This window comes from Microbacterium sp. Root53 (assembly GCF_001426925.1).
GTDB lineage: Bacteria > Actinomycetota > Actinomycetes > Actinomycetales > Microbacteriaceae > Microbacterium.
The window spans coordinates 43,932-66,692 of record NZ_LMFR01000002.1; the positions used below are offsets into that span (position 1 = coordinate 43,932).

The window sequence follows — 22,761 nt, forward strand, 5'->3', positions numbered from 1 at the left end:
CCGGGCTTCATCGCCACACAACGGGAAAGGGGCCGGATCCCGAAGGATCCGGCCCCTTTCGACGCGGGGCGTCAGGACGAGCGGGCGACGCGCGCCAGCACGCCGTGCACGAACGCGCCCGAGTCGTCCGTCGAGAACTCCTTGGCGAGCTCGACGGCCTCGTCGATCGCGACCGCCGTCGGGACGGAATCGTTGAAGAGGATCTCCCACGTGGCGATCCGGAGCAGGGCGCGGTCCACCGTGGGCATGCGCTCGAGCTTCCAGTCGCGGCTGTGGGTGGTGATCTGCTCGTCGATCTCCTCGGCGTGGTCGATCACGCCATCCACGATCTCGCGGGCGTAGAGCCACGACGCCTGGCGCGCCGGCTCCGACGCGGCGCGCTTGGCCTCGGCCGCGAGGGCGACCGCCAGGTCGTCGCCGCGCACGTCCGCGGAGAAGAGGATGTCGAGCGCGCGCTTGCGTGCCTTGGTCCGTGCGCTCACTTCTCGCGGCCGAGGTACTCGCCGGTGCGGGTGTCGACCTTGACGCGCGTGCCGGTCTCGAGGAACAGCGGCACCTGGATCTCGGCGCCCGTCTCGACCGTGGCGGGCTTGGTGCCGGCCGACGAGCGGTCGCCCTGCAGGCCCGGCTCGGTGTAGGTGATCTCGAGCACGACCGACGCGGGCAGGTCGACGTACAGCGGCGTGCCGTCGTGCGTGGCGATCGTGACCTCCTGGTTCTCCAGGAGGAACTTGGCCGCGTCGCCGACCGTGGCGGCGGGGACGTTGATCTGGTCGTAGTCCTTCGCGTCCATGAACACGAAGTTCTCGCCGTCGTTGTACAGGTAGGTGAAGTCGCGGCGGTCGACGTTCTGGATGTCGACCTTGGCGCCCGCGTTGAACGTCTTGTCGACGACCTTGCCGGTCACGACGTTCTTGAGCTTGGTGCGCACGAACGCGCCGCCCTTGCCGGGCTTGACGTGCTGGAACTCCACGACGCTCCAGAGCTGTCCGTCGATCGAGAGCACGACGCCGTTCTTGATGTCTGCGGTGGATGCCATGGGATTCCGTTCGTTCGATTGAGGCGCGCGCCCGGATGGATCGGGGACGCGGAAGTACGTGGCCGGAAGCGACCGAAGGTCGAGTCTATCGTGCCTCGCCCGGCCCGACCGGAGGAGTCAGCCCTGGCGCGTGCTGATGATCCGCCCCTGGTCCTCGGCCGCGACCTCCTGGTACGCGGCGAACAGGAGCGACTCGTCGGGCGCCTGCAGCACGGTCGGCTTGGCGATGTCGTCCAGCACGATGAAGCGCAGCATCCCGCCGCGCGACTTCTTGTCGCGCTGCATGGTCGCCAGCAGCGTCTGCCACGCGCCGGCGCGGTAGGTCGTCGGAAGGCCCAGCAGCTCCAGCACGCGGCGGTGCCGATCGACGACCTCGTCCGAGAGCCGCCCCGCGAGACGCGAGAGCTCGGCGGCGAACATCATGCCGACCGAGATCGCCGCGCCGTGGCGCCAGCGGTAGCGCTCGGCGTGCTCGATCGCGTGCCCGAGCGTGTGGCCGTAGTTGAGGATCTCGCGCAGGCCGGCCTCGCGGAAGTCCTCCCCGACCACCTCGGCCTTCATCCGGATCGCCAGCTCGATGCAGCGCCGGAACTCCGGCGTGGTCACGTCCACCGCGCGGGCCGGGTCGGCCTCCACGATGTCCAGGATCTCGGGGTAGTGGATGAAGCCGGCCTTGATCACCTCGGCGAACCCGGCGAGCACCTCGTTCTCGGACAGGGTGCGCAGCAGGTCGAGGTCGGCGAGGACCGCGCGCGGCGCCCAGAAGGCGCCCACGAGGTTCTTGCCCTCGGCCGTGTTGACGCCGGTCTTGCCGCCGACCGACGCGTCGACCATGCCGAGCACCGTGGTGGGCACCTGCACGATGTCGACGCCGCGCAGCCAGCTCGCCGCGACGAAGCCGGCGAGGTCCGTGACCGCGCCGCCGCCGAAGCCCACGACCGCGTCCGTGCGGGTGAAGTCCGCCTGGCCCATGATCTGCCAGCAGAACGCCGCGACCTCGATGCGCTTTCCGGCCTCGGCGTCGGGGATCTCGGCGAGCAGGACCTCGCGCGAGCCGAGGAGGCTCTCGCGGAGCTCGGCGGCCTGGGCCGCGAGCGTGGGCGGGTGCACGATCAGCACCTTGCGCGCCGCGGGCGGCAGCGCCTCGCCCAGACGCGCCAGGACGCCGCGCCCGACCGTCACGTCGTAGCCGGGCGTCCCCGAGACGTGGATGACGGTCTCGTCCCCCGCGGCGGTCTGCCGGCCGGTGTCGCTCATGCGTGCTCCTCCTCGTGCGGCGCGTGCGCCGGCTCCTCGTGCTGTCGGACCCAGTCCGCGATCGCCGTCACGACGTCCTGCAGCGGCCCGCGCGACGTGTCGAACGCCACGTCGGCCACCTCGCGATAGATGGGCTCGCGTGCGTCGCGGATGCGGATCCAGGTCGCGACCGGGTCCTCCTCGCCGTCCAGGAGCGGTCGCTTCTGGCTCTGGATGCGGCCGGCCACGACCTTCTCGTCGACCGTGAGCAGCACGACCCGGTGCGCTCGCAGCGCCTCCCGCGTGCCGGGATGCAGCACGGCCCCGCCGCCCAGCGCGACGACCCCGCCGCGCCGGACGGCGTCGACCACGGTCTCGTGCTCGATCTCGCGGAAGCGCGGCTCGCCGTGCTCGGCGAAGATCTCGGGGATCGGACCGTGCGCCTTCGCGATCAGGCTGTCGGTGTCGCGGAAGCGCCGGCCGAGGGCCTTCGCGAGCCGTCGTCCGATGCTCGATTTGCCGGCCCCCATGGGGCCGACGAGCACGACGGCCGGAGCGGGTCCGCCCGCCGCGTCGGCAGCCGGATCAGAGGGCGAGGTCATGTGCGAGGTCGACGGGCTCCGACGACGTCCGCAGGCTCTCGGCGATCGACTCTACGTACGACGTCAGGTTGCGGCGGGTCTCGGCGACCGAGTCGCCGCCGAACTTCTCGAGCACGACGTCGGCGAGCGTGATCGCGACCATCGCCTCCGCCACGACGCCCGCGGCGGGCACGGCGCACACGTCCGAGCGCTGGTGGTGGGCCGACGCCGTGTCGCCGGTCGCGACGTCCACGGTGCGCAGCGCGTGGGGAACCGTCGCGATGGGCTTCATGCCGGCGCGCACGCGCAGCACGGTGCCGGTCGACATGCCGCCCTCGGTGCCGCCCGCGCGGTCGGTGCCGCGCGCGATGCCGGCCTCGGTCGCGAACAGCTCGTCGTGCGCCTGCGAGCCGCGGCGGCGCGTGGTCTCGAAGCCGTCGCCGACCTCGACGCCCTTGATCGCCTGGATGCTCATGAGCGCCTGGGCCAGCTTGCCGTCGAGGCGGCGGTCCCAGTGCACGTGCGAGCCGAGCCCCGGGGGCAGGCCGTACGCGAGCACCTCGACGATGCCGCCGAGGGTGTCGCCGTCCTTGCGCGCGGCGTCGACCTCCTCGACCATGCGGGCCGACGTCTCGGCGTCGAAGCAGCGCAGCGGATCCGCGTCGAGCGCCGCGACGTCATCGGGCGTGGGCAGAGCGGCGCCGTCCGGAACGCGCACGGGCCCGATCGACAGCGTGTGGCTGACGAGGCGGATGCCCAGCTCCGACAGGAACGCGCGCGCCACAGCGCCGAGGGCGACGCGCGCGGCGGTCTCGCGGGCGCTCGCGCGCTCGAGGATGGGGCGGGCCTCGTCGAAGCCATACTTCTGCATGCCGACGAGGTCGGCGTGGCCCGGGCGCGGGCGCGTCAGCGCGGCGCCGCGGCCGCGCGACTTCTCGGTCAGCTCGACCGGCTCGGCGCTCATGACCTCGGTCCACTTCGGCCACTCGGTGTTGCCGATGCGCAGCGCGATGGGGCTGCCGAGCGTGAGCCCGTGCCTCACGCCGCCGGAGATGGTGAGCTCGTCCTGCTCGAACTTCATGCGCGATCCGCGGCCATAGCCCAGCTTGCGGCGCTGGAGGTCGGCCTGGATGTCGGCGGCCAGCAGGGGCACTCCCGCGGGGAGGCCCTCCATGACGGCGATCAGTTCGGGGCCGTGCGATTCGCCGGCCGTGAGCACGCGGAGCATGCCCCTAGTCTCCCATGAGCGCGGAGCGCATTTCGGCACGCACCTCGTCCTCGGACGGCAGGGGCGCCTCGACAGAGCCGGTCGCGAAGATCCGCACCTGCAGCACGGCCTGGTGCAGCAGCATCCCGTGCCCGGGGATCGCCGCGCCGTCGGTCCACCGCGCCGCGAGGTGCGACGGCCACGGGTGGTAGGCCACGTCGAACAGCGGCCCGCCCGGCATGGCGATCGCTTCGGCGTGCGCCTCGGGCAGCTCGGCGCCGCCCGGCAGCGCGCTGATCGTGAGGTCGACGGCCGGATGCGGCCCGCCGAACGGCTCGACCGTGACCGCGAGCCCCATGCGCTCCCCCAGCGCGACGAGCGACGCGGCCCGTTCGGGCCGGCGCGAGACGATGGAGCCCGTCCGGGCGCCGAGCTCGGCCGCGGCGACCAGGGCCGATGCCGACGTCGCTCCGGCCCCGACGATGCGCACCGAGCCGAGCGCGGCGATCGACGCGTCCCCGAGGGCCGCGACGATGCCGCCCACGTCGGTGTTGAACCCGATGGGCGCATCCGAGGGCGCGCCGTGCGGCCGGGCGACGTCCGCGCCCGGAAGCAGCAGCGTGTTGACCGCGCCCGTCAGCTCGGCGCGGCGGTCGCGCCATCCGCTCGCCGCCCACGCGTGCTCCTTGAGCGGCATGGTCACGGCCAGCCCGCGCCACGAGTCGTCGAGCGAGGCGAGCGTGTGGTCGAAGGCGTCGGCGGGCACCCGGACGCGCTCGAACGTCCAGTCCAGGCCGAGCCGCGCGTAGGCGGCGCCGTGCAGCTGCGGCGAGCGGCTGTGCGCGATCGGGTCGCCCCAGACCGCGAGGCGGGTGGATCCGGTCACGTCAGCAGCCCGAGTCCGGGTTCGCCTCGCACCATGCGTGCCACTGCTCGATGGCCCGCTCGTGCTCGCCCAGCGTCTCGCTGAACACCGTCTCGCCCGTGTCGAGGTTGACCGTCACGAAGTACTGCCACGGACCGTCGACCGGGTTCATGGCGGCGTCGATCGCGAGGTCGCCGGGGTTGGCGATCGGCCCGACGGGCAGACCGGGGTGCACATAGGTGTTCCACGGGTTGTCGTCCCGCAGCGCCTCCTCCGAGCTGCTCACGGTGCCGTCGTGCATCTCGCCGTAGCCGTACTGCGCGGTGGAGTCCATCTGCAGCAGGCCGTCGGTGTCCGAGATCGACTCGTCGAGGCGGTTGTAGATCACGCGGGAGACCTTGTAGAAGTCGTCCTCGAAGCGCGCCTCGCGCTGGATGATCGACGCGACCGTCAGGATGCGCTGCTCCTCCCCCGCGGGCACGCCCGCCGACGCGAGCGACTCGCGCGTGCGCTCGACCATGGTGCGCACGACGTCCTCGGCCGTGACTCCCGGGTCGAACGTGTAGTACGCGGGGAACAGCCAGCCCTCGAGGCTGTCGGCGGCGACGTCGTAGGCGGCGGGGTCCTCGACGGCGGCCTGCAGCTCATCGAGCGGCATCGCGAGGCCGGCGGCGGCCGCCTCCAGCGTCGCGTCGACCGTGAGCCCCTCCGGCACCGCGAAGGCGTTCTCGAGCTTGTTTGCGGGGTCCTCGATCGCGGCCAGCGCCGCCTCGGAGGTCATCTTCTGCTGCAGCCGGTAGGCGCCCGGGTAGAACGGCTGGGCGGGATCGTTCTCGACCAGGTAGTCGTAGAACGACGTCGGCTTGAGCGTGACCCCCGCGTCGTACAGCTTCTGCGAGATGATCTCGCCGCCGTCGCCCTCCTCGATCGTGACCACGGCCTCGCCCGTCGCCTCGCCGGGCTCGTAGTCGGACGGGCCGTCCCAGCCCAGGAACGCCGCGATCCGTCCGCCGTAAGTGTTCGCCACCCAGAACCCGCCCGCGGTGAGCCCGCCGGCGATGATCGCGAAGACGATCAGCGCGACGAGGCAGCCCCGCCCCCGCTTCTTCGGCTTGGTGTCGACCATGTTCTCGGGGACGAACAGGTCCTCGAGAGACGCCGGCAGCTGCGCGTCCGGGGCCGGCTCGCTCTCCTCGCGCGCCGCCGTCTCGGCGAGCGTCGCGGGACGCGTCCGCTCCGACGGCGCGGGCGCCGGGTCGGCGGGCGCCGCATCCGCGGCCGACGGACCTACCGCCGCGGGCGTCCCCTCTCCCGGCGCCGCCGGCTCCTGGGGGGCGCTCCCGCCGAGCCGCGCCTGGCGGCGGGTCAGCGGGGTGCTCTGGTCGCTCGAGGGATCGGTCATGGGCGGTGTCTACTCCTCCGGGTGGCCGGCCGGGCTGCCGGCGGCCGCCCCGGTGCGCTTCTCGCTGTCGATGGCGTGCTGGAGCAGCACCACCGCGGCGACCTGATCGACAATGCTACGAGACCCCTTCTGGGATCGTCCGGACTGACGCAGCGCCGTGTGGGCGCTCACGGTGCTGAGCCGCTCGTCGACGAGCCGGACCGGCGCCGGCTGCGCGGCCGCGAGCTGCGCGGCGAACTCGCGGGCGTCGGCGGTCGAGGGGGTGTCCTCGCCGCGCATGTTGAGCGGCAGGCCGACGACGATCTCGAGCGGCTCGTACTCGGACGCCAGCTCCACCAGGCGCGCGATCGAGCGCTCGTCGCGCGGCACGGTCTCGACCGGCACGGCCAGCATGCCGTCGGGATCGCTGCGCGCCACGCCGATGCGGGCCCGGCCGACGTCCACGCCGAGACGCACCCCGCGGCGGAACCCGCTCACGAGCGAGCCCCGGCGATCCGGGCGGATCCGGTCATGCGGCCTGAAGGACCGCGCGGACCGCGTCGAGCGCCGCGGGCTCGGCCGAGGCGTCGGCGCCGGCGCCCTGCGCCATGTCGTCGCGCCCGCCGCCGCGTCCGCCCAGCTTCTCGAGCGCGACCTTGACCAGCGCGCCGGCCTTGGCGCCGGCGGCGCGGGCGGCCTCGTTGGTCGCGACGATCGCGAGCACCTTGTCGCCGGCCGTGCCGGTCAGGACGACCACGCCGGCATCGGAGCCGAGGCGCTCGCGCACCGACGTGGCGAGGCTGCGCAGATCGTCGGCCGATCCGACGGCGCCGACCGACTGCGCGACCAGGTTCACAGCGCCCGCACGCTGCGCGGTCTGGGCGAGCGCGGGCACGCGGTCGGCGAGCGCACGGGCCTCGTACGCCGCGATCTTCTTCTCCGCCGCCTTCAGGCTTGCGGTGAGCTCCGCGATCCGGGCAGGGAGCTGGTCCTTGGGCGCCTTGAGCGACGCGGAGAGCTCCGCGACGAGCGCGCGCTCGGCGGTCAGCTCGCGGAACGCGTCGAGACCCACGAGGGCCTCCACGCGGCGGTTCGAGGCGCCGACCGACGACTCGCCGATCAGGCTGATGAGCCCGATCTCGGCGCTCGCGGACACGTGCGTGCCACCGCAGAGCTCGCGCGACCACGGGCCGCCGATGTCGACCATGCGGACCTTCTCGCCGTACTTCTCGCCGAACAGCGCCATGGCGCCCGCGGCCTTCGCCTCGTCGAGCGACACCACGCGTGTCGTGACCTCGAGGTTGTCGCGGACCGCGTTGTTGGCGATCTCCTCGATCTCCGAGCGGGTCTCGGGGCTCAGGGCCTGGCCCCACGTGAAGTCGAAGCGCAGGTAGCCGGCGCGGTTGAGCGAGCCCGCCTGCGTCGCGCCCTTGCCCAGCGTGTCGCGGAGCGCGGCGTGCACCAGGTGCGTGGCCGAGTGTGCCTGCTGCGCCGAGCGGCGGTTGGCGGCGTCCACGATCGTGGTGGCGGGCTGGTCGACGCCCACCTCGCCCCGCGTGACCTCGACCGTGTGGCTGACGAGGCCAGGCACAGGGCGCTGCACGTCGAGCACCTCGAGCTCGTAGCCGGGGCCGACGATCGTGCCCTTGTCCGCGACCTGGCCGCCCGACTCCGCGTAGAGCGCGGTCTCGGCGAGGATGACCTCGGCGATCTGCCCCTCGGTCGCGCGCCCGGCCGACACGCCGTCGACCAGCACGCCGAGCACGCGCGTCTCGGTCTCGAGGTCGGTGTAGCCCGTGAAGACGGTCTCGCCGAACGCGCGGAACTCGCGGTAGACGCTGACGTCCGCGAGCGCGCGCTTGCGCGAGCGGGCGTCCGCCTTGGCGCGCTGCTTCTGCTCCTGCATGAGGGAGTCGAAGCCCGCGCGGTCGACGCCGAGCCCGGCCTCCTCGGCGATCTCGAGGGTCAGGTCGATCGGGAACCCGTACGTGTCGTGCAGCAGGAACGCCTGGTCGCCCGCGAGCGTGGCGCCGCCCTCGGCCTTGGTCTTGGCGACCGCGGTGTCGAGGATGGTAGACCCCGACGACAGCGTCCGCAGGAAGGTCTCCTCCTCGGCGAACGCGTACGACGAGATGCGCTGCCAGTCGGTCTCGACGACCGGGTAGGCGTCCTTCATGGCGTCGCGCGACGCCTCGAACAGCGCGGGGAACGTCGCCTCCTCGACGCCGAGCAGGCGCATGGCGCGCACGCTGCGACGCATCAGGCGGCGCAGGATGTAGCCGCGGCCCTCGTTCGACGGCGTCACGCCGTCCGACAGCAGCATGAGCGACGAGCGGACGTGGTCGGCGATGATGCGGAAGCGCACGTCGTCCTCGTGCACGGCGCCGTAGCGGCGGCCCGACAGCTCCGAGGCGCGGTCCAGCACCGGGCGGACCTGGTCCGTCTCGTACATGTTCTCGACGCCCTGCTTCAGGAACGCGACGCGCTCGAGCCCCATGCCCGTGTCGATGTTCTTCGCGGGCAGCTCGCCCACGATGTCGAACTCGGTCTTCGAACGGACGTTCTCGATCGCGTTCTGCATGAACACGAGGTTCCAGATCTCGAGGAAGCGGCTGTCGTCGACCGCCGGGCCGCCCTCGGCGCCGTAGGCGGGACCGCGGTCGAAGTAGATCTCCGAGCAGGGGCCGGCGGGGCCGGGCTGACCGGTCGTCCAGAAGTTGTCCGCGCGGCCCATCCGCTGGATGCGGTCGGCCGGCAGGCCCGCGACCTTCTGCCACAGCGCGGCGGCCTCGTCGTCGTCCTCGTACACCGTGACCCAGAGGTCGCGCTCGGCGAAGCCCAGGCCGCCGTCGGCCTCCGAGGAGGTCAGCAGCTCCCAGGCGTACGCGATCGCGCCCTCCTTGAAGTAGTCGCCGAACGACCAGTTGCCGAGCATCTGGAAGAACGTGCCGTGGCGGGCGGTCTTGCCGACCTCCTCGATATCGTTCGTGCGGATGCACTTCTGCACGTCGGCGGCGCGCGGGTACGGCGCGGGCACCACTCCCGTGAGGTACGGGATGAACGGCACCATGCCGGCGATCGTGAACATGATCGACGGGTCGTCGCTCACGAGCGAGGCCGACGGCACGATGGTGTGGTCGTTCTTCTCGAAGTAGTCGAGGTAGCGCTGCGCGATCTCCGCGGTCTTCATCTGGGGTGCTTCGTCCTTGACTGAGGGGTGCCGCGGGGCCCGGGATCGGGCGTGCGGCCGTGCATGCGGGAGCGGCCGCCTCGGGACGGCAGCCGGCGAGGAGCGGGGGTCAGGCGGCCGGCAGGTCGCCCGCCGACGACCGGCGCGCCTCCTCGGTGCGGTACGCCTCGCCGATGCGCTCGACGAACTCGTCGATGCGCGCGTCGATGTCGGCCAGCACCTCGGCCCCGCGCGGGTCCTTGTTCAGGAAGTGGGCCGCGACGAAGCCGCCGACGATGCCGAGCAGGAACCACAGCACGTTCTTCATGTCACCCATCCTCCGGTCGGTCGCCGCGGGACGCGGCGTCGTTCCATCGTAGACGGATCGCGGGCCCGAGACGGCGAGAGGGCGCCGGGGCCGAGGCCCCGACGCCCTCTCGGACGACACGCTGGATCAGCGGGCGGCGTAGTACTCGACGACGAGCTGCACGTCACACGTGACGGGCACCTCGGCGCGCTTCGGGCGACGCACGAGCTTCGCCTGGAGCTTGTCGAGCTCGACCTCGAGGTAGCCCGGGACGTTCGGGAGGACCTCGGCGTGACCGCCGGCGGCCGCGACCTGGAAGGGCTCGAGGCCCTCGCTCTTGGCCTTGACCTCGATGGTCTGGCCCGGCTTCACGCGGAACGACGGGCGGTCCACGATCTTGCCGTCGACGAGGATGTGGCGGTGCACCACGAACTGACGGGCCTGCGCGGTGGTGCGGGCGAAGCCCGAGCGCAGCACGAGCGCGTCGAGGCGCATCTCGAGGAGCTCGACCAGGTTCTCACCGGTCAGGCCCTCGGTGCGGCGCGCCTCGTTGAACGCGATGCGGAGCTGCTTCTCGCGGATGCCGTACTGCTCGCGCAGACGCTGCTTCTCGCGCAGACGGACGGCGTAGTCGCTGTCGGCCTTGCGCTTGGTGCGGCCGTGCTGGCCGGGGCCGTACGGGCGCTTCTCGAGGTAGCGGGCGGCCTTGGGCGTCAGCGCGATGCCCAGGGCGCGGGAGAGGCGGACCTTGCGGCGGTCCTGCGACTTGGTGGTCATGATTTCCTTTCACGAGGCCGCGACTGTCGCGACGCTCGGACGTACAGTCCCGCTTCATCCGGTCACAGGCGTACGTCTACCCGCCTGGGGGATGTGCGAAGAGGGATGTGCCCCGATTTCAGAGCCGATCAAGCTTACCAGACCGGGCCCGTCGCCTCAGGCGTCGAGGATGCGGCGCAGCCGCTCCAGGCGCGCGGCGATGTCGCGCTCCGCCCCGTGCTGCTTCGGCTCGTAGTACCGCCGCCCCTGCAGCTCGTCGGGCAGGTACTGCTGGGGCACCACGCCGAGGTCGTGGTCATGAGGGTAGACGTAGCCGCGGCCGTGCCCGAGCCGCTTGGCACCGGGATAGTGCGCGTCGCGCAGATGCTTGGGCACGGGCCCCATCCGGCCCGCCTTGACGTCGGCGACCGCCGCGTTGATGGCGTTGTAGGCGGCGTTCGACTTCGCCGCGGTGGCGAGGTAGGCGGTGGCCTCCGCGAGCGGGATGCGCCCCTCGGGCATCCCGATGAAGGCGACGGCGTCGGCCGCCGCGACCGCGATCTGCAGCGCATGCGGGTCGGCGAGCCCGATGTCCTCGGCGGCGGAGATCACGAGTCGGCGCGCGATGAAGCGCGGATCCTCCCCCGCCTCCACCATGCGCGCCAGGTAGTGCATGGCCGCGTCGACGTCGGACCCCCTGATCGACTTGATGAAGGCGCTGATGACGTCGTAGTGCTCGTCGCCCTGGCGGTCGTAGCGCAGGAGCGCGCGGTCGACCGCCTGCGCCACGTGCTCGGCCGTGACGGCCGGTGCGCCGTCGCTCTCCTCCGGCGCTTCCGACACCGCCACGCCCGCGCTGGCCTCGAGCGCCGTGAGCGCGCGCCGCGCGTCGCCGGACGCCAGCCGGATGAGGGCGGCGCGCGCCTCGGGCGTGAGCAGGATCTCGCCCGCGAGCCCCCGGGGATCCTCGACCGCGCGGTCGATGAGCAGACCGAGGTCGTCGTCCGTGAGGGGCTGCAGGGTGAGGAGCAGGGAGCGCGACAGGAGCGGCGAGATGACCGAGAACGAGGGGTTCTCGGTCGTCGCGGCGATCAGGATGACCCAGCCGTTCTCGACGCCCGGCAGGAGCGCGTCCTGCTGCGCCTTCGTGAAACGGTGGATCTCGTCGAGGAACAGGATGGTGGACTGGCCGTACAGGTCGCGCTGGTTAAGGGCCTCCTGCATCACCTCGCGCACGTCCTTGACGCCGGCCGTGATCGCGGAGAGCTCGACGAAGCGGCGCCCCGACGAGCGGGCTATGGCCTGGGCGAGCGTGGTCTTGCCCGTACCGGGCGGGCCCCAGAGGATCACCGACACCGTGCCGGGAGCCTGCGCATCCGGGTCCGCGAGCGCGACGATCGGCGAGCCGGGACGGAGCAGGTGCGCCTGGCCCGCGACCTCGTCGAGCGACACGGGCCGCATGCGGACGGCGAGCGGCGTCTGGGCGCGACCCGCCCCGCCGAGCGTGGATGCGCCGCCTGACGAGATCATCCGACCAGCGTATCCGCGGCCGACGACACGGGACGCGGACGGATTCCGCGGAACGCCGCAGCGATTTCGGCCCGGGCGCGCCGGATGCGTAGGCTCGTTCCCGCTCAGCTTGGGGCGCCGTCCGCGGACGGCGCCGGACGTCGAGAGGATTCGTTGCCATGGCGGCAGGCGGCAGGGGCTCCGCGAAGGAGCGTGCGGAGCGCGAGGCGCGCGAGCGGGCGCGGCGCTACGAGGCGCGCGTGCAGCTCCACGAGCAGCAGCGCCGCCGGCGGCGTCGCGACAACGTGGTCGCCACGATCGCGGCCGCGCTGATCGTCGGCGCCGCCGTGGGCGGGCAGGCGCTGTTCTACGGCGTGGGCCCGGGAGCCGTCGCGCCGTCGCCGACGGCCCCGGTCACGACGCCGGGTCCCACCGCCATTCCCGCGCCGACCGGCACGCCCGCTCCGGCCGAGACCCCCGCGCCGACCGAGACGCCCGCGGGCTGACCCCGGCCCGCCGTCCGGGCGCGTACTAGGCTGGGGCGCGTCCTGTCCCCTCCCGCGGCCACCGCGCAAGGAGCCTCCCCGTGACGAGCCCCGATCACACCCCCGCTGACGACACGACCCCGGCCGGCGACGCCGCCCCGGAGGTCGCCGAGACCGCGCCCGACGGCGCTCAGGAGCCGGCAGCCGCCGACGACGCCCAGGAGCCCGCTGCCGCCGACGCCCCGGCCGACGCCGATGCCGTGCCGGCGGATGACGCCGCTCAGCCCGAAGCCGAGGCAGCAGAGACCGAGGCCGCGCCCGCCGAGCCCGAGGCGGAGGCAGCCGAGACCGCCGACGCCGACGCGCCCGCGGAGGCGCCCGCCCCGGCGCCCGCGACGCCGGGTCCCGTGCCTCGCCCGCCGGCGGCGACCGCGGCGCCCGCCGCCGACACGACCGAGTGGGGTCGCGTGGACGAGGCCGGCGTGGTGTCGGTGCGCGAGGGCGACGACTGGCGCGTGGTCGGCGAGTACCCCGACGGCACGCCCGACGAGGCCCTGGCCTACTACCGCCGCAAGTTCGACGACCTCGCGCTGCGCGTGCGCACGCTCGAGCAGCGCCGCCTCGCCGGCGGCGCCTCCGCGGCCGACCTGCGCGGCCAGGCCAAGAAGCTCAAGGAGGAGGTCGTGGGCGCCGCGGCGGTCGGCGACCTCGCCGGGCTGGCCGAGCGGCTCGACGCGCTGACCGGCACGCTGGCCGAGGCCAGCGCCGAGGAGGCGGCCGCGCACCGCGCGGCTGTCGAGGAGGCGATCGCGCACCGCACGTCGATCGTGGAGCGCGTGGAGGCCCTCGCGGCGCGCGACCCCAAGTCGATCCAGTGGAAGCAGGCCACGGCCGAGCTCACGGCGGCGTTCGAGGAGTGGCAGCAGCACCAGCAGACCGGTCCCCGGCTGCCCAAGTCGACGGGTCAGGCGCTGTGGAAGCGCTTCCGGGACGCGCGCTCGACCGTCGAGCGCCACCGCCGCGCGTTCTTCGCGGAGCTCGACGAGACCCACAAGGCCGCCCGCGACCGCAAGACGCGCATCATCGAGCGTGCCGAGGCGCTGGCCTCCAAGGGCGAGGACGGCATCCCCGCCTACCGGGCGCTGCTGGACGAGTGGAAGGCCGCCGGCCGCGCCGGACGCAAGGTCGACGACGCGCTGTGGGCGCGGTTCAAGGCCGCGGGCGACGCCCTGTACTCGGCCCGCGCCGAGCGCGACGCCGCCGAGCAGGCGGAGTCCGCCCCGCGCATCGAGGCGCGCAAGACCCTCCTCGAGGAGGCGAAGGCGGTCGCCGACACCGCGGACCTGACCAAGGCGCGCCAGCTGCTCACGAGCATCCAGCGCCGCTGGGACGAGGTCGGCCGGATCTTCCCGCGCGACACCGAGCGCGCGCTCGACGACCAGCTGCGCCGCATCGAGAACGACCTCCGCGCCCGCGAGGAGGTCGACTGGAAGCGCAACAACCCCGAGACCAAGGCGCGCGCCAACGAGGCGACCCGCCAGCTCGAGGAGGCCATCGCCAAGCTCGAGACCGAGCTCGCCGACGCGCAGGCGAAGGGCGACAAGAAGGCCGAGTCGGCCGCGCGCGAGGCGCTCGACGCCCGCCGCGCCTGGCTCAAGGCCATCGGCGGCTGAGCCCGCGAGGGTCACAGGGGCGCGCCGCCCGCGGTTATCCACACCGCGGCGGCGCGCCCCTCGCGTTTCGCGGCACACTGCCGCCATGACGTACGCCCGCTTCGACCACGACGGCCTCTCCCCCGCCGAGCTGTCCGCCGCGCGGCTGGACGGCGAGCTGGTCGCCGTCGGCGACGCCTACGTGCCCGCCGATGCGCTCGAGACGCCGGCCCTGCGCGCCGCCACGCTCCGCGGCATCCTCGGCGGGAGCCTCGTCGCGATCGGGCTGACGGCCGCGTGGGTCCACGGCGCATCCGGCGTGCCGCCTCGCGTGCACCACGTGCAGCGCACGGCCGCGCGCGGCGTCGCGCGACCCGTGGACCGGCGGATCCGGTTCCGCGACACCCCCATCGCGGTCGAGGACACGGTGCTGCTCGGCGGGGTGCGGGTCTCCGACCCCGCCCGCACGCTGGTCGACCTCGTGCGCGAGTTCGACGATCCGGACTCGGCCGCCGCGGCGCGGCGACTCGCGACGCCGCCGCTGATCGAGCAGGCGCTCGCCTGGATCGACGCGCACCGCCGCTTCGGCGGCCGGCGCCCGGCCGCGGAGATCCTGCGGTCGCTGCGGGGCGGACCCGCTAGGACGACGTGACGCGGTAGACGTCGTACACGGCGTCGATGCGCCGCACCGCGTTGAGCACGCGGTCCAGGTGCACGGCGTCGCCCATCTCGAACACGAAGCGGCTCAGCGCCAGGCGCTCCTTCGTGGTCGACACGGTCGCCGACAGGATGTTCACGTGGTGCTCCGTGAGCACGCGCGTGACGTCCGACAGCAGGCCGGCGCGATCCAGCGCCTCGACCTGGATCTGCACCAGGAACACGCTCTTGGTCGTCGGCGCCCAGGTCACGTCGATCATGCGGGCGGGGTCGGAGCGGAGGGACGCCACGTTCGTGCAGTCCGCGCGGTGCACCGAGACGCCGCTGCCGCGCGTGATGAAGCCGACAATCTGGTCGCCCGGGACGGGCGTGCAGCACTTCGCGAGCTTGACCAGGATGTCGTCGGCGCCGCGCACCAGCACGCCCGAGTCGCCGCCGCGCGGGCGGCGCTGGCTGACGGTCGGCGGAAGCTCGACCTGCTCGGTCGACGACTCCTCGCTGGTCTGCACGAGGGACGCGACCTTCTCAAGCACCGACTGCGTCGAGACGTGGCCCTCGCCCACCGCGGCGTAGAGCGCGGAGACGTCCTCGTAGTGCATGAGGTCGGCCACGTCCTGGAGCGAGTCCTTCAGGCGCTGCAGCGGCAGGTGGTGGCGGCGCATCGCGCGCGCGATCGCATCCTTGCCCTGCTCGATCGCCTCGTCGCGGCGCTCCTTCGTGAACCAGCCGCGGATCTTGTTGCGCGCACGCGTGCTCTTGACGAACGTGAGCCAGTCCTGGCTGGGGCTCGCATCGGGGTTCTTCGAGGTGAACACCTCGACCACGTCGCCCGAGTTCAGCGTCGACTCGAGCGGCACGAGGCGGCCGTTGACCTTGGCGCCCATCGTGCGGTGGCCGATCTCGGTGTGCACGGCGTACGCGAAGTCGACCGGGGTCGCGCCCGCGGGCAGTCCGATGACCTTGCCCTTGGGTGTGAAGACGTAGACGTCCTTGGCGCCGATCTCGAACCGCAGCGAGTCGAGGAACTCGCCCGGGTCCTTGGTCTCCGACTCCCAGTCCGAGATCCGCGCGAGCCACGCCATGTCCGTGTCGAGCGCCTTGGGGTCGACCTTGCCCCCCGCCATGCGCTCCTTGTACTTCCAGTGCGCGGCGACGCCGAACTCCGCCTGCTGATGCATCTCCTGCGTGCGGATCTGGATCTCGACCGTGCGGCCCCCCGGGCCGATCACGGTCGTATGCAGCGACCGGTAGAGGTTGAACTTCGGCGTCGCGATGTAGTCCTTGAAACGGCCCGGCAGCGGGCGCCAGCGCGCGTGGATCGAGCCGAGCACCGCGTAGCAGTCGCGCACGGTGCCGACGATCACGCGGATGCCGATCAGGTCGTAGATGTCGTCGAACTCGCGACCGCGGACGACCATCTTCTGATAGACGGAGTACAGCTGCTTCGGGCGGCCGACGACCGTGCCGCGGATGCGCAGCTCGTGCAGGTCGCGGTTCACGTCGTCGATGACGTTCTGCACGTACTGCTCGCGCTGCGGCGTGCGCTGCTTCACGAGGCTGTCGATCTCGTTGTAGATCTTCGGGTGCAGCACCGCGAACGAGAGGTCCTCGAGCTCCGACTTGATGGTCTGGATGCCGAGGCGGTGCGCGAGCGGCGCGTAGATCTCGAGCGTCTCGGTGGCCTTCTTCTTGGCCTTCTCGGGAGGCACGAACCCCCACGTGCGCGCGTTGTGCAGCCGGTCGGCGAGCTTGATCACGAGCACGCGGATGTCCTTGGACATCGCGACGATCATCTTGCGGACCGTCTCGGCCTGCGCGCTCTCGCCGTACTTGACCTTGTCGAGCTTCGTGACGCCGTCGACCAGCAGCGCGACCTCGTCGCCGAACTCGGCCCGCAGCTCCTCGAGCGGGTAGCCCGTGTCCTCGACCGTGTCGTGCAGCAGCGCCGCGGCGATCGCGCGCGGGCCCAGCCCGAGCTCGGCGAGGATCTGCGCGACCGCGAGCGGATGCGTGATGTACGGCTCGCCGCTCTGGCGCTTCTGGCCGCGATGCTTCTCGTCGGCGACCGCGTACGCCCGCTCGACGATCGCCATGTCGCCGCGCGGGTGGTTGAGCCGCACGGTGTTGATGAGGCGCGTGAGGTCCGCGTGACGGGCCGCGCGCGAGAAGATGCGCGGCACGAGGCGCCGCAGGCTCGGGGCCTGGGACGTCACCGAATCGGCCATGCTGCGCCTCCTCCCACCCGGTGATGCGGATTCGAACATCCTACGCCCGGGCGCGGACGGCTCAGTCCCCCGCACGCGCGGCGAGGACCCGCTCGTCCGCCCGTCGGATCGCCGGCTCGCCCTCGCGGAACAGCGAGTAGAGCGGCGCCGCGACGAACAGCGTGGAGTACGTCGCGACGATGATGCCGACGAAGATCGACAGCGAGATGTCCGACAGCGTCTCGGCGCCCAGCCAGAACGATCCGATGAACAGGATCGCCGCGACCGGCAGCGCGGCCACGACCGACGTGTTGATCGAGCGCACCAGCGTCTGGTTGACCGCGAGGTTCACGGACTCGCCGAACGTGCGTCCCGTCGCCTCGCCGTCGTCCGCCGTGTTCTCGCGGATCTTGTCGAACACGACCGTGGTGTCGTAGAGCGAGTACGCGAGGATCGTCAGGAAGCCGATGACCGCGGCGGGCGAGATCTCGAAGCCGCACAGCGAGTAGATGCCGATCGTGATGATCAGCACGTCGACCAGGCCCACGATCGCGGCGGCGGACATCTTCCACGTGCGGAAGTAGATCGCCAGGATCAGGAAGGTCAGCGCCAGGAAGATCGCGAGACCCCAGAGCGACTGCCGCGTGACGTCCGCGCCCCAGCTGGGGCCGATGAAGGAGGCGTTGACCTCCTCGGGCGCGACGTCGTAGGCCTCGGCGAGGGCCGTCGTGACCTGCTGCGTCTCGTCGTCCGTGAGCTGCGACGTCTGAACGCGGATGTCGCGGCCGCCGACCGTCGTGACCTTGGTGGTCGTGCCGGGCACGACCTCGTCGATGGTCTCGGTGGCGATCGCCTGGTCGCGCGACTGGGGCGCCGACACGAGGAACTGCGATCCGCCCGTGAACTCCACGGAGAACTCGACGCCGCGCACGAACGGCGCCAGGGCCGACAGCACCACGAGCACGATCGCGAGGACGAACCACGTGCGTCGGCGCCCGACGAACGGGAAGGACACCTTGCCGGTGTAGAGGTCGTTGCCGAACTGGGTGATGGCGCGCATCAGGCGTTGTCCTCCTCGGCGCCGGCGGCGCGCTTGTCCGATGCGGCGGTCGCGGCCGCGAGCTCGGCGGCCTTGCGCTCGGCGATGGTCTGGCGGCGCTCGGCCTCGCCGCGCGAGCGCTTGGCGCGCGCGCCGGTCGCGACCGGCTCGCGGAAGCGGGCGCGGCCGCGGTACACCGCGCCGAGCGCGCTGGGGTCGAGGCCCGACAGCGGGTGGCCCTCGCCGAAGAAGCGCGTGCGCACGAGCAGCTGCATCACGGGGTGCGTGAACATCACGAAGATCAGGATGTCGAGCACGGTCGTCAGGCCCAGCGTGAACGCGAAGCCCTTCACGGTCGCGTCGGCGAGGATGTACAGCACGACGGCCGCCAGCACGTTGATCGACTTCGAGATGTAGATCGTCCGCTTCGCGCGCGCCCAGCCGTCCTCGACCGCGACCGTCACCGCCTTGCCGTCGCGCAGCTCGTCGCGGATGCGCTCAAAGTAGACGATGAACGAGTCCGCCGTGAAGCCGATCGTGACGATCAGACCCGCCACGCCCGCGAGCGACAGGCGGTAGCCGAGGCGCCACGACAGCAGGCACAGCAGGATGTACGTGAGCACCGCCATCACGATGAGCGACGCGATGATCACGAAGCCGAGGGCGCGGTAGCTGACCAGCACAACGAACAGGCCCACGAGCGCCAGGCCGATCAGGCCCGCGATCAGGCCGCTCTGCAGCTGCTGCGAGCCGAGCGTCGCCGAGATGGTGTCGGAGCTGACGACCTCGAAGCTCAGCGGCAGCGCGCCGAACTTGAGCTGGTCGGCGAGCACCTTGGACGTGTCCTGATCGATCCCGCCGCCCGAGATGCTGGGCTGGCCGTTGGTGATCACCGCGTTCATCTGCGGGGCCGAGATGATCGAGCCGTCGAGCACGAACGCGAACTGGCTGCGCGGGTCGCTCGGGTTCTGCTGCCCGATCCCGTAGAGGCGCTGGCTGATCTCGCCGAACGTCTGCGCGCCCTCGTCGTCGAACGTGAGCTGCACGTTCCACTGGCCGTTCTGCGGGTCGACGCCGTTGGTGGCGTCCACGATCGAGTCGCCGGTCATCTCGACCGGTCCCAGGATGTACTTCGCTGTCCCGGCCGTGTCGCACGTGATGAGCGGCTGGTCCGCGGGCGCCGACGACGGGTCGTTGGCGGGGTCGGCGCAGCTGTACGCCAGGAACTCCGCCCACAGGCGGTCGCTCACCCACGCGGCGTCCGACCCGTTCGACGGCTCACCGGTCGGCGTCGCGTTCAGCGACGGGTCCGGGGTCGGATACGGCGTCTCCTCGCCGTCCTCGCCCACGAAGGTGTTGGTCGGGCCCGAGGCGTAGATCACGGCGCGCAGCTCGAGCTGGGCGCTGGCCTGGATGCGCTCGCGCGTCGCCTCGTCGGCGACGCCGGGGATCTGGACGACGATGTTCGACGCGCCCTGGGTCGAGATCTCGGACTCGCCGACGCCCGAGGCGTCGACGCGCTGGCGCATGATCGCCACCGCCTGCGCGAGCTGCTCGGCCGTCGGATCGGCGTCCTCGGTCTGCGCCTCCAGCACGATCTGCGTGCCGCCCTGGAGGTCGAGCGCCAGCTCGGGCACCCAGGTGCCGCCCTTGAGGACGTGGGCGCCCAGGGCGTTCGCCCCGAACAGCACCGCGGTGATGACCAGCAGACCGGTCAGGACGCGCCAGGCACGGCGCGCAGGAGAGGATGTCGCCACTGGCGTGTCAGCTTTCTGCAGCGGGGGCGGACGGGAGCGCGGGAGGTCAGGCCCTCTTGTCGTCGCCCGGGAGCTCGTCCGCGTCGGGACGGTCGGCGGCGGGCTTCTGCTCCGGCGTCGCGTCCGGGGTCGTGTCGATCAGCGGCTCGTCGGCCGCCTCGGCGTCCGTGGCGTCGACGACCGCGTCGGCCGTGGCCTCCGGCGCGAGGTCGAGCGCCTGGGTGTGCAGCTCGGCGACGACGCCGGGCGCGATCTCGACGCGCGCGGGCTTGGACAGGTCGTCCTTGTCGTACTCGACGAGCGTGCCGAACAGGCCGGAACGGGTCATGACGCGGGCACCCGGGACCATGAGCTGCGCCTTGCGCTCCTGCTCCTCGCGCATCTTCTGCTGGCGGCGGCGCGAGCTGAAGAACATCCAGATCAGCAGCACGGCCAGAACGACGAGAAGAAGGAGGTTCGGATCCATGGGGCGGGGTGTGCCTTTCACGTCAGCGCACGCACCGTCTTCGGCGCGAGGAGGGGGATTCGGCGGGAGCCCGCCAGACCTTCAGCGATTATAGGTCATCGAATTTCAGCGCCCCGTCCGGGTGCGGCACGCCGAGGTGTGCGTACGCCTCCGGGGTGGCGACACGGCCGCGCGGCGTGCGGCCCATGAAGCCGATGCGCACGAGGTACGGCTCGACCACGCTCTCGACCGTGTCGGGCTCCTCGCCGACGGCGACCGCGAGGGTCGAGAGGCCGACGGGTCCGCCGCGGAAGCGCTTCACGAGAGCGTCGAGCACGGCGCGGTCGAGCCGGTCGAGGCCGATCTCGTCGACGTCGTAGAGGTCCAGCGCGGCGCGCACCTCGTCGATGCGCGGCGTCGACCCGCCCGTGTGGACCAGCGCGTAGTCGCGCACGCGGCGCAGCAGCCGGTTCGCGATGCGAGGCGTGCCGCGCGAGCGGCGGGCGATCTCGGCGCGCTGCCGCTCCTTGAGCTCGACCCCCAGCACCGCCGCCGAGCGGCCGATCACGCGCTCCAGCTCGGCCGGCTCGTAGTACTCGAGGTGGGCCGTGAAGCCGAAGCGGTCGCGGAGCGGGTTCGGGAGCATGCCCGAGCGCGTCGTGGCGCCGACCAGCGTGAACGGCGCGAGATCCAGCGGGATGCTGGTCGCGCCGGCGCCCTTGCCGACCATGATGTCGATCCGGAAGTCCTCCATCGCGAGGTAGAGCATCTCCTCGGCGGAGCGCGCCATCCGGTGGATCTCGTCGATGAAGAGGACCTCGCCCGGCGTGAGGCTCGACAGCAGCGCCGCGAGGTCGCCCGCGTGCTGGATCGCCGGGCCGCTCGAGAGCCGCAGCGGCCGGTCGCTCTCGTGCGCGACGATCATCGCGAGCGTGGTCTTGCCGAGCCCGGGCGGTCCCGCGAGCAGGATGTGGTCCGCGGGGCGCTGCTGGATGCGCGCCGCGTCCAGCAGCAGCTGCAGCTGACCGCGGACCTTCTGCTGGCCCACGAACTCGGCCAGCGACCCGGGGCGCAGCGCGCCCTCGATCGCGAGCTCGGTCTCGTCGATCGGGGCCGGCGTCGTCACGTCGAGGTCGCCGTCAGCCACGGGCCGCTCCCTGCTTCGCGGGGCCCAGCAGGGCCAGCGTCAGGCGCAGCAGGGCCTGGACAGAAGCGCGGTCGGCCTCCGACGCCGCCTCGGCGGCCTGCGCGACCGCGTCGCCGGCCACGCGCTCGGGCCAGCCGAGCCCCGCGACCGCCGTCACGACACGCGTGACGACGTCGTCCGGCACCACCGCCGGCGCCGCGCTCGGTGCCGGCGGGGCGAGCTTGCCCTGCAGCTGCACGACGATCAGCTTGGCGGTCTTCGGTCCGATCCCCGACACCTTGCGGAATGGGCGATCGTCGTCCTCCGCGACCGCCGCCGCGATCTGGTCGACCGTGAGCGCGGACAGCACGCCGAGCGCGGACTTCGGTCCGACGCCCGACACGCTCAGCATCGCGCCGAAGACCTCGAGCTCGTCGCGGCTCGCGAAGCCGAAGAGCGACAGCGAGTCCTCGCGCACGATCAGGCTGGTGTGCAGCGCGAGGGTCTCGCCGACCCGCGCGGTGCGCGCGACATCCGGCGGCACGGCGACCGAGAACCCGACTCCCCCGACCTCGACGATGACGCTGTCGGCGCCGGCGTGCAGGACCGTGCCGCGAAGGGAGGAGATCATGCGACCAGCCTACGTGCGGCTTCGCACCTATGTTCGAGCGACACGCGCGCGTCGCGAGCGCTTCTCGGCGTCGGCCCACGCGCGCTGCGCCGGGGTCAGCGAGGTGTCCGCGGCGTGGGCCTGGGCCGACGCACCCCCGCCCCACGCGTGACACAGCGCAAGCGCGAGCGCGTCCGCCGCATCCGCCGGCTGCGGCAGCGCATCCAGCCGCAGCACGCGCGCGATCATGGTCTGCACCTGCCGCTTGTCGGCCGATCCGTAGCCGGTCACGGCGGCCTTCACCTCGCTCGGCGTGTGGGTCGCGGCGGGGATGCCCCGCTCGGCCGCGAGCATGAGCGCGACGCCGCTGGCCTGGGCCGTGCCGGTCACCGAGTGCAGGTTGTGTTGCGCGAACACGCGCTCGACCGCGACGACGTCGGGCCGGTGCGCGTCGAGCACTGCCCGGATGCCGCGGGCGATGGCCGCGAGCCGCTCGGCGATGGGCATGTCGGGCGACGTGCGCACGACATCGACGTGCACGAGCGACGCGCTGCGGTCGCGCGCCACGTCGACGACGCCGACGCCGCAGCGGGTCAGGCCGGGGTCGATGCCCAGCACACGCAGCGAGCTCACCCGCCCAGCGTAGGCGCGGCATCCGACGCGACCCGCGCGAAGCGCCGCGCAGTTCCGAAGACCGGACGGATGAGGCCACGGCGGCGGCTGCGACCCCACCCTC

22 protein-coding genes are annotated in these 22,761 nt (G+C 72.5%); 3 read left to right on the forward strand and 19 right to left on the reverse strand.

The features are described 5' to 3' along the window. Positions 1–71: 71 nt before the first annotated feature. The 12 genes from nusB to ASD19_RS02060 form a co-directional block, all read right to left on the reverse strand. Positions 72–482 (reverse strand): transcription antitermination factor NusB, encoded by a 411-nt coding sequence (gene nusB, locus ASD19_RS02005; RefSeq protein ID WP_055988318.1) that lies wholly within the window; start codon positions 480–482, stop codon positions 72–74. After that, positions 479–1,039, reverse strand: a complete 561-nt coding sequence (gene efp, locus ASD19_RS02010; protein WP_055988320.1) for an elongation factor P — start codon at positions 1,037–1,039, stop codon at positions 479–481. Before efp ends, nusB begins: the two co-directional genes overlap by 4 nt. Positions 1,040–1,156: 117 nt before the next feature. Then, entirely contained in the window at positions 1,157–2,296 is a 1,140-nt protein-coding gene (gene aroB, locus ASD19_RS02015) for a 3-dehydroquinate synthase (RefSeq protein ID WP_055988322.1), read from the reverse strand. Next, positions 2,293–2,877, reverse strand: a complete 585-nt coding sequence (locus ASD19_RS02020) for a shikimate kinase (protein WP_055988324.1) — start codon at positions 2,875–2,877, stop codon at positions 2,293–2,295. Before ASD19_RS02020 ends, aroB begins: the two co-directional genes overlap by 4 nt. After that, the gene (aroC, locus tag ASD19_RS02025) at positions 2,861–4,084 is read right to left on the reverse strand and encodes a chorismate synthase (RefSeq protein WP_055988326.1); all 1,224 of its coding nucleotides are present in this window, start codon (positions 4,082–4,084) and stop codon (positions 2,861–2,863) included. The genes ASD19_RS02020 and aroC overlap by 17 nt, the downstream gene beginning before the upstream one ends. 4 nt (positions 4,085–4,088) lie before the next feature. Next, positions 4,089–4,949, reverse strand: a complete 861-nt coding sequence (locus ASD19_RS02030; RefSeq protein ID WP_055988328.1) for a shikimate dehydrogenase — start codon at positions 4,947–4,949, stop codon at positions 4,089–4,091. A gap of 1 nt (position 4,950) precedes the next feature. After that, positions 4,951–6,330, reverse strand: a complete 1,380-nt coding sequence (gene mltG, locus ASD19_RS02035; protein ID WP_055988330.1) for an endolytic transglycosylase MltG — start codon at positions 6,328–6,330, stop codon at positions 4,951–4,953. 9 nt (positions 6,331–6,339) lie between these two features. Further along, positions 6,340–6,807, reverse strand: a complete 468-nt coding sequence (gene ruvX / locus ASD19_RS02040; RefSeq protein ID WP_055988333.1) for a Holliday junction resolvase RuvX — start codon at positions 6,805–6,807, stop codon at positions 6,340–6,342. A gap of 31 nt (positions 6,808–6,838) precedes the next feature. After that, complete coding sequence (gene alaS, locus ASD19_RS02045; protein WP_055988335.1) at positions 6,839–9,499, reverse strand: alanine--tRNA ligase; 2,661 nt, start codon at positions 9,497–9,499, stop codon at positions 6,839–6,841. A gap of 109 nt (positions 9,500–9,608) precedes the next feature. Further along, positions 9,609–9,806, reverse strand: a complete 198-nt coding sequence (locus ASD19_RS02050) for a hypothetical protein (RefSeq protein WP_055988336.1) — start codon at positions 9,804–9,806, stop codon at positions 9,609–9,611. 126 nt (positions 9,807–9,932) lie between these two features. Further along, a complete protein-coding gene (rpsD, locus tag ASD19_RS02055; RefSeq protein WP_055988338.1) occupies positions 9,933–10,562 on the reverse strand; it encodes a 30S ribosomal protein S4 in 630 nt (209 codons plus the stop codon). A 156-nt stretch (positions 10,563–10,718) separates the two neighbouring features. Further along, positions 10,719–12,071, reverse strand: coding sequence for a replication-associated recombination protein A (locus ASD19_RS02060; protein ID WP_082542910.1), 1,353 nt, complete (start codon positions 12,069–12,071; stop codon positions 10,719–10,721). Positions 12,072–12,229: 158 nt separating this feature from the next. On the opposite strand from ASD19_RS02060, the gene ASD19_RS02065 reads away from it, so the two are divergent. From ASD19_RS02065 to ASD19_RS02075, 3 genes are all read left to right on the forward strand, one after another. Next, positions 12,230–12,556, forward strand: coding sequence for a hypothetical protein (locus ASD19_RS02065; RefSeq protein ID WP_055988341.1), 327 nt, complete (start codon positions 12,230–12,232; stop codon positions 12,554–12,556). An 80-nt stretch (positions 12,557–12,636) separates the two neighbouring features. Further along, positions 12,637–14,208 (forward strand): DUF349 domain-containing protein, encoded by a 1,572-nt coding sequence (locus ASD19_RS02070; protein ID WP_082542911.1) that lies wholly within the window; start codon positions 12,637–12,639, stop codon positions 14,206–14,208. Positions 14,209–14,293: 85 nt separating this feature from the next. Further along, the gene (locus ASD19_RS02075; RefSeq protein WP_055988343.1) at positions 14,294–14,839 is read left to right on the forward strand and encodes a type IV toxin-antitoxin system AbiEi family antitoxin; all 546 of its coding nucleotides are present in this window, start codon (positions 14,294–14,296) and stop codon (positions 14,837–14,839) included. Here ASD19_RS02075 and ASD19_RS02080 read toward each other — a convergent pair. From ASD19_RS02080 to ruvC, 7 genes are all read right to left on the reverse strand, one after another. Then, the gene (locus ASD19_RS02080; protein ID WP_055988344.1) at positions 14,826–17,069 is read right to left on the reverse strand and encodes a RelA/SpoT family protein; all 2,244 of its coding nucleotides are present in this window, start codon (positions 17,067–17,069) and stop codon (positions 14,826–14,828) included. The genes ASD19_RS02075 and ASD19_RS02080 overlap by 14 nt on opposite strands. A 61-nt stretch (positions 17,070–17,130) precedes the next feature. Further along, a complete protein-coding gene (secF, locus tag ASD19_RS02085) occupies positions 17,131–18,108 on the reverse strand; it encodes a protein translocase subunit SecF (RefSeq protein ID WP_055988346.1) in 978 nt (325 codons plus the stop codon). Beyond that, the gene (gene secD, locus ASD19_RS02090) at positions 18,108–19,844 is read right to left on the reverse strand and encodes a protein translocase subunit SecD (protein ID WP_055988348.1); all 1,737 of its coding nucleotides are present in this window, start codon (positions 19,842–19,844) and stop codon (positions 18,108–18,110) included. Before secD ends, secF begins: the two co-directional genes overlap by 1 nt. Before the next feature lie 46 nt (positions 19,845–19,890). Next, positions 19,891–20,310 carry a preprotein translocase subunit YajC gene (locus ASD19_RS02095; RefSeq protein WP_055988350.1) on the reverse strand — a complete coding sequence of 140 codons (420 nt, stop codon included), beginning with the start codon at positions 20,308–20,310 and terminating at the stop codon, positions 19,891–19,893. Positions 20,311–20,398: 88 nt separating this feature from the next. Beyond that, positions 20,399–21,436: a Holliday junction branch migration DNA helicase RuvB gene (gene ruvB / locus ASD19_RS02100; protein WP_055988352.1), complete on the reverse strand. Its 1,038-nt coding sequence runs from the start codon at positions 21,434–21,436 to the stop codon at positions 20,399–20,401. After that, positions 21,429–22,046: a Holliday junction branch migration protein RuvA gene (gene ruvA / locus ASD19_RS02105; protein ID WP_055988354.1), complete on the reverse strand. Its 618-nt coding sequence runs from the start codon at positions 22,044–22,046 to the stop codon at positions 21,429–21,431. The genes ruvB and ruvA overlap by 8 nt, the downstream gene beginning before the upstream one ends. 27 nt (positions 22,047–22,073) lie before the next feature. Next, positions 22,074–22,658 (reverse strand): crossover junction endodeoxyribonuclease RuvC, encoded by a 585-nt coding sequence (ruvC, locus tag ASD19_RS02110; RefSeq protein WP_055988355.1) that lies wholly within the window; start codon positions 22,656–22,658, stop codon positions 22,074–22,076. Positions 22,659–22,761 lie beyond the last annotated feature (103 nt).

Bases quoted from the DNA above. Each gene is read 5' to 3' on its own strand.
- efp (WP_055988320.1), bottom strand. From the start codon at position 1,039: ATGGCATCCACCGCAGACATCAAGAACGGCGTCGTGCTCTCGATCGAC.
- aroB (WP_055988322.1), bottom strand. From the start codon at position 2,296: ATGAGCGACACCGGCCGGCAGACCGCCGCGGGGGACGAGACCGTCATC.
- ASD19_RS02020 (WP_055988324.1), bottom strand. From the start codon at position 2,877: ATGACCTCGCCCTCTGATCCGGCTGCCGACGCGGCGGGCGGACCCGCT.
- aroC (WP_055988326.1), bottom strand. From the start codon at position 4,084: ATGCTCCGCGTGCTCACGGCCGGCGAATCGCACGGCCCCGAACTGATC.
- mltG (WP_055988330.1), bottom strand. From the start codon at position 6,330: ATGACCGATCCCTCGAGCGACCAGAGCACCCCGCTGACCCGCCGCCAG.
- alaS (WP_055988335.1), bottom strand. From the start codon at position 9,499: ATGAAGACCGCGGAGATCGCGCAGCGCTACCTCGACTACTTCGAGAAG.
- ASD19_RS02050 (WP_055988336.1), bottom strand. From the start codon at position 9,806: ATGAAGAACGTGCTGTGGTTCCTGCTCGGCATCGTCGGCGGCTTCGTC.
- rpsD (WP_055988338.1), bottom strand. From the start codon at position 10,562: ATGACCACCAAGTCGCAGGACCGCCGCAAGGTCCGCCTCTCCCGCGCC.
- ASD19_RS02060 (WP_082542910.1), bottom strand. From the start codon at position 12,071: ATGATCTCGTCAGGCGGCGCATCCACGCTCGGCGGGGCGGGTCGCGCC.
- ASD19_RS02065 (WP_055988341.1), top strand. From the start codon at position 12,230: ATGGCGGCAGGCGGCAGGGGCTCCGCGAAGGAGCGTGCGGAGCGCGAG.
- ASD19_RS02075 (WP_055988343.1), top strand. From the start codon at position 14,294: ATGACGTACGCCCGCTTCGACCACGACGGCCTCTCCCCCGCCGAGCTG.
- ASD19_RS02080 (WP_055988344.1), bottom strand. From the start codon at position 17,069: ATGGCCGATTCGGTGACGTCCCAGGCCCCGAGCCTGCGGCGCCTCGTG.
- secF (WP_055988346.1), bottom strand. From the start codon at position 18,108: ATGCGCGCCATCACCCAGTTCGGCAACGACCTCTACACCGGCAAGGTG.
- ASD19_RS02095 (WP_055988350.1), bottom strand. From the start codon at position 20,310: ATGGATCCGAACCTCCTTCTTCTCGTCGTTCTGGCCGTGCTGCTGATC.
- ruvA (WP_055988354.1), bottom strand. From the start codon at position 22,046: ATGATCTCCTCCCTTCGCGGCACGGTCCTGCACGCCGGCGCCGACAGC.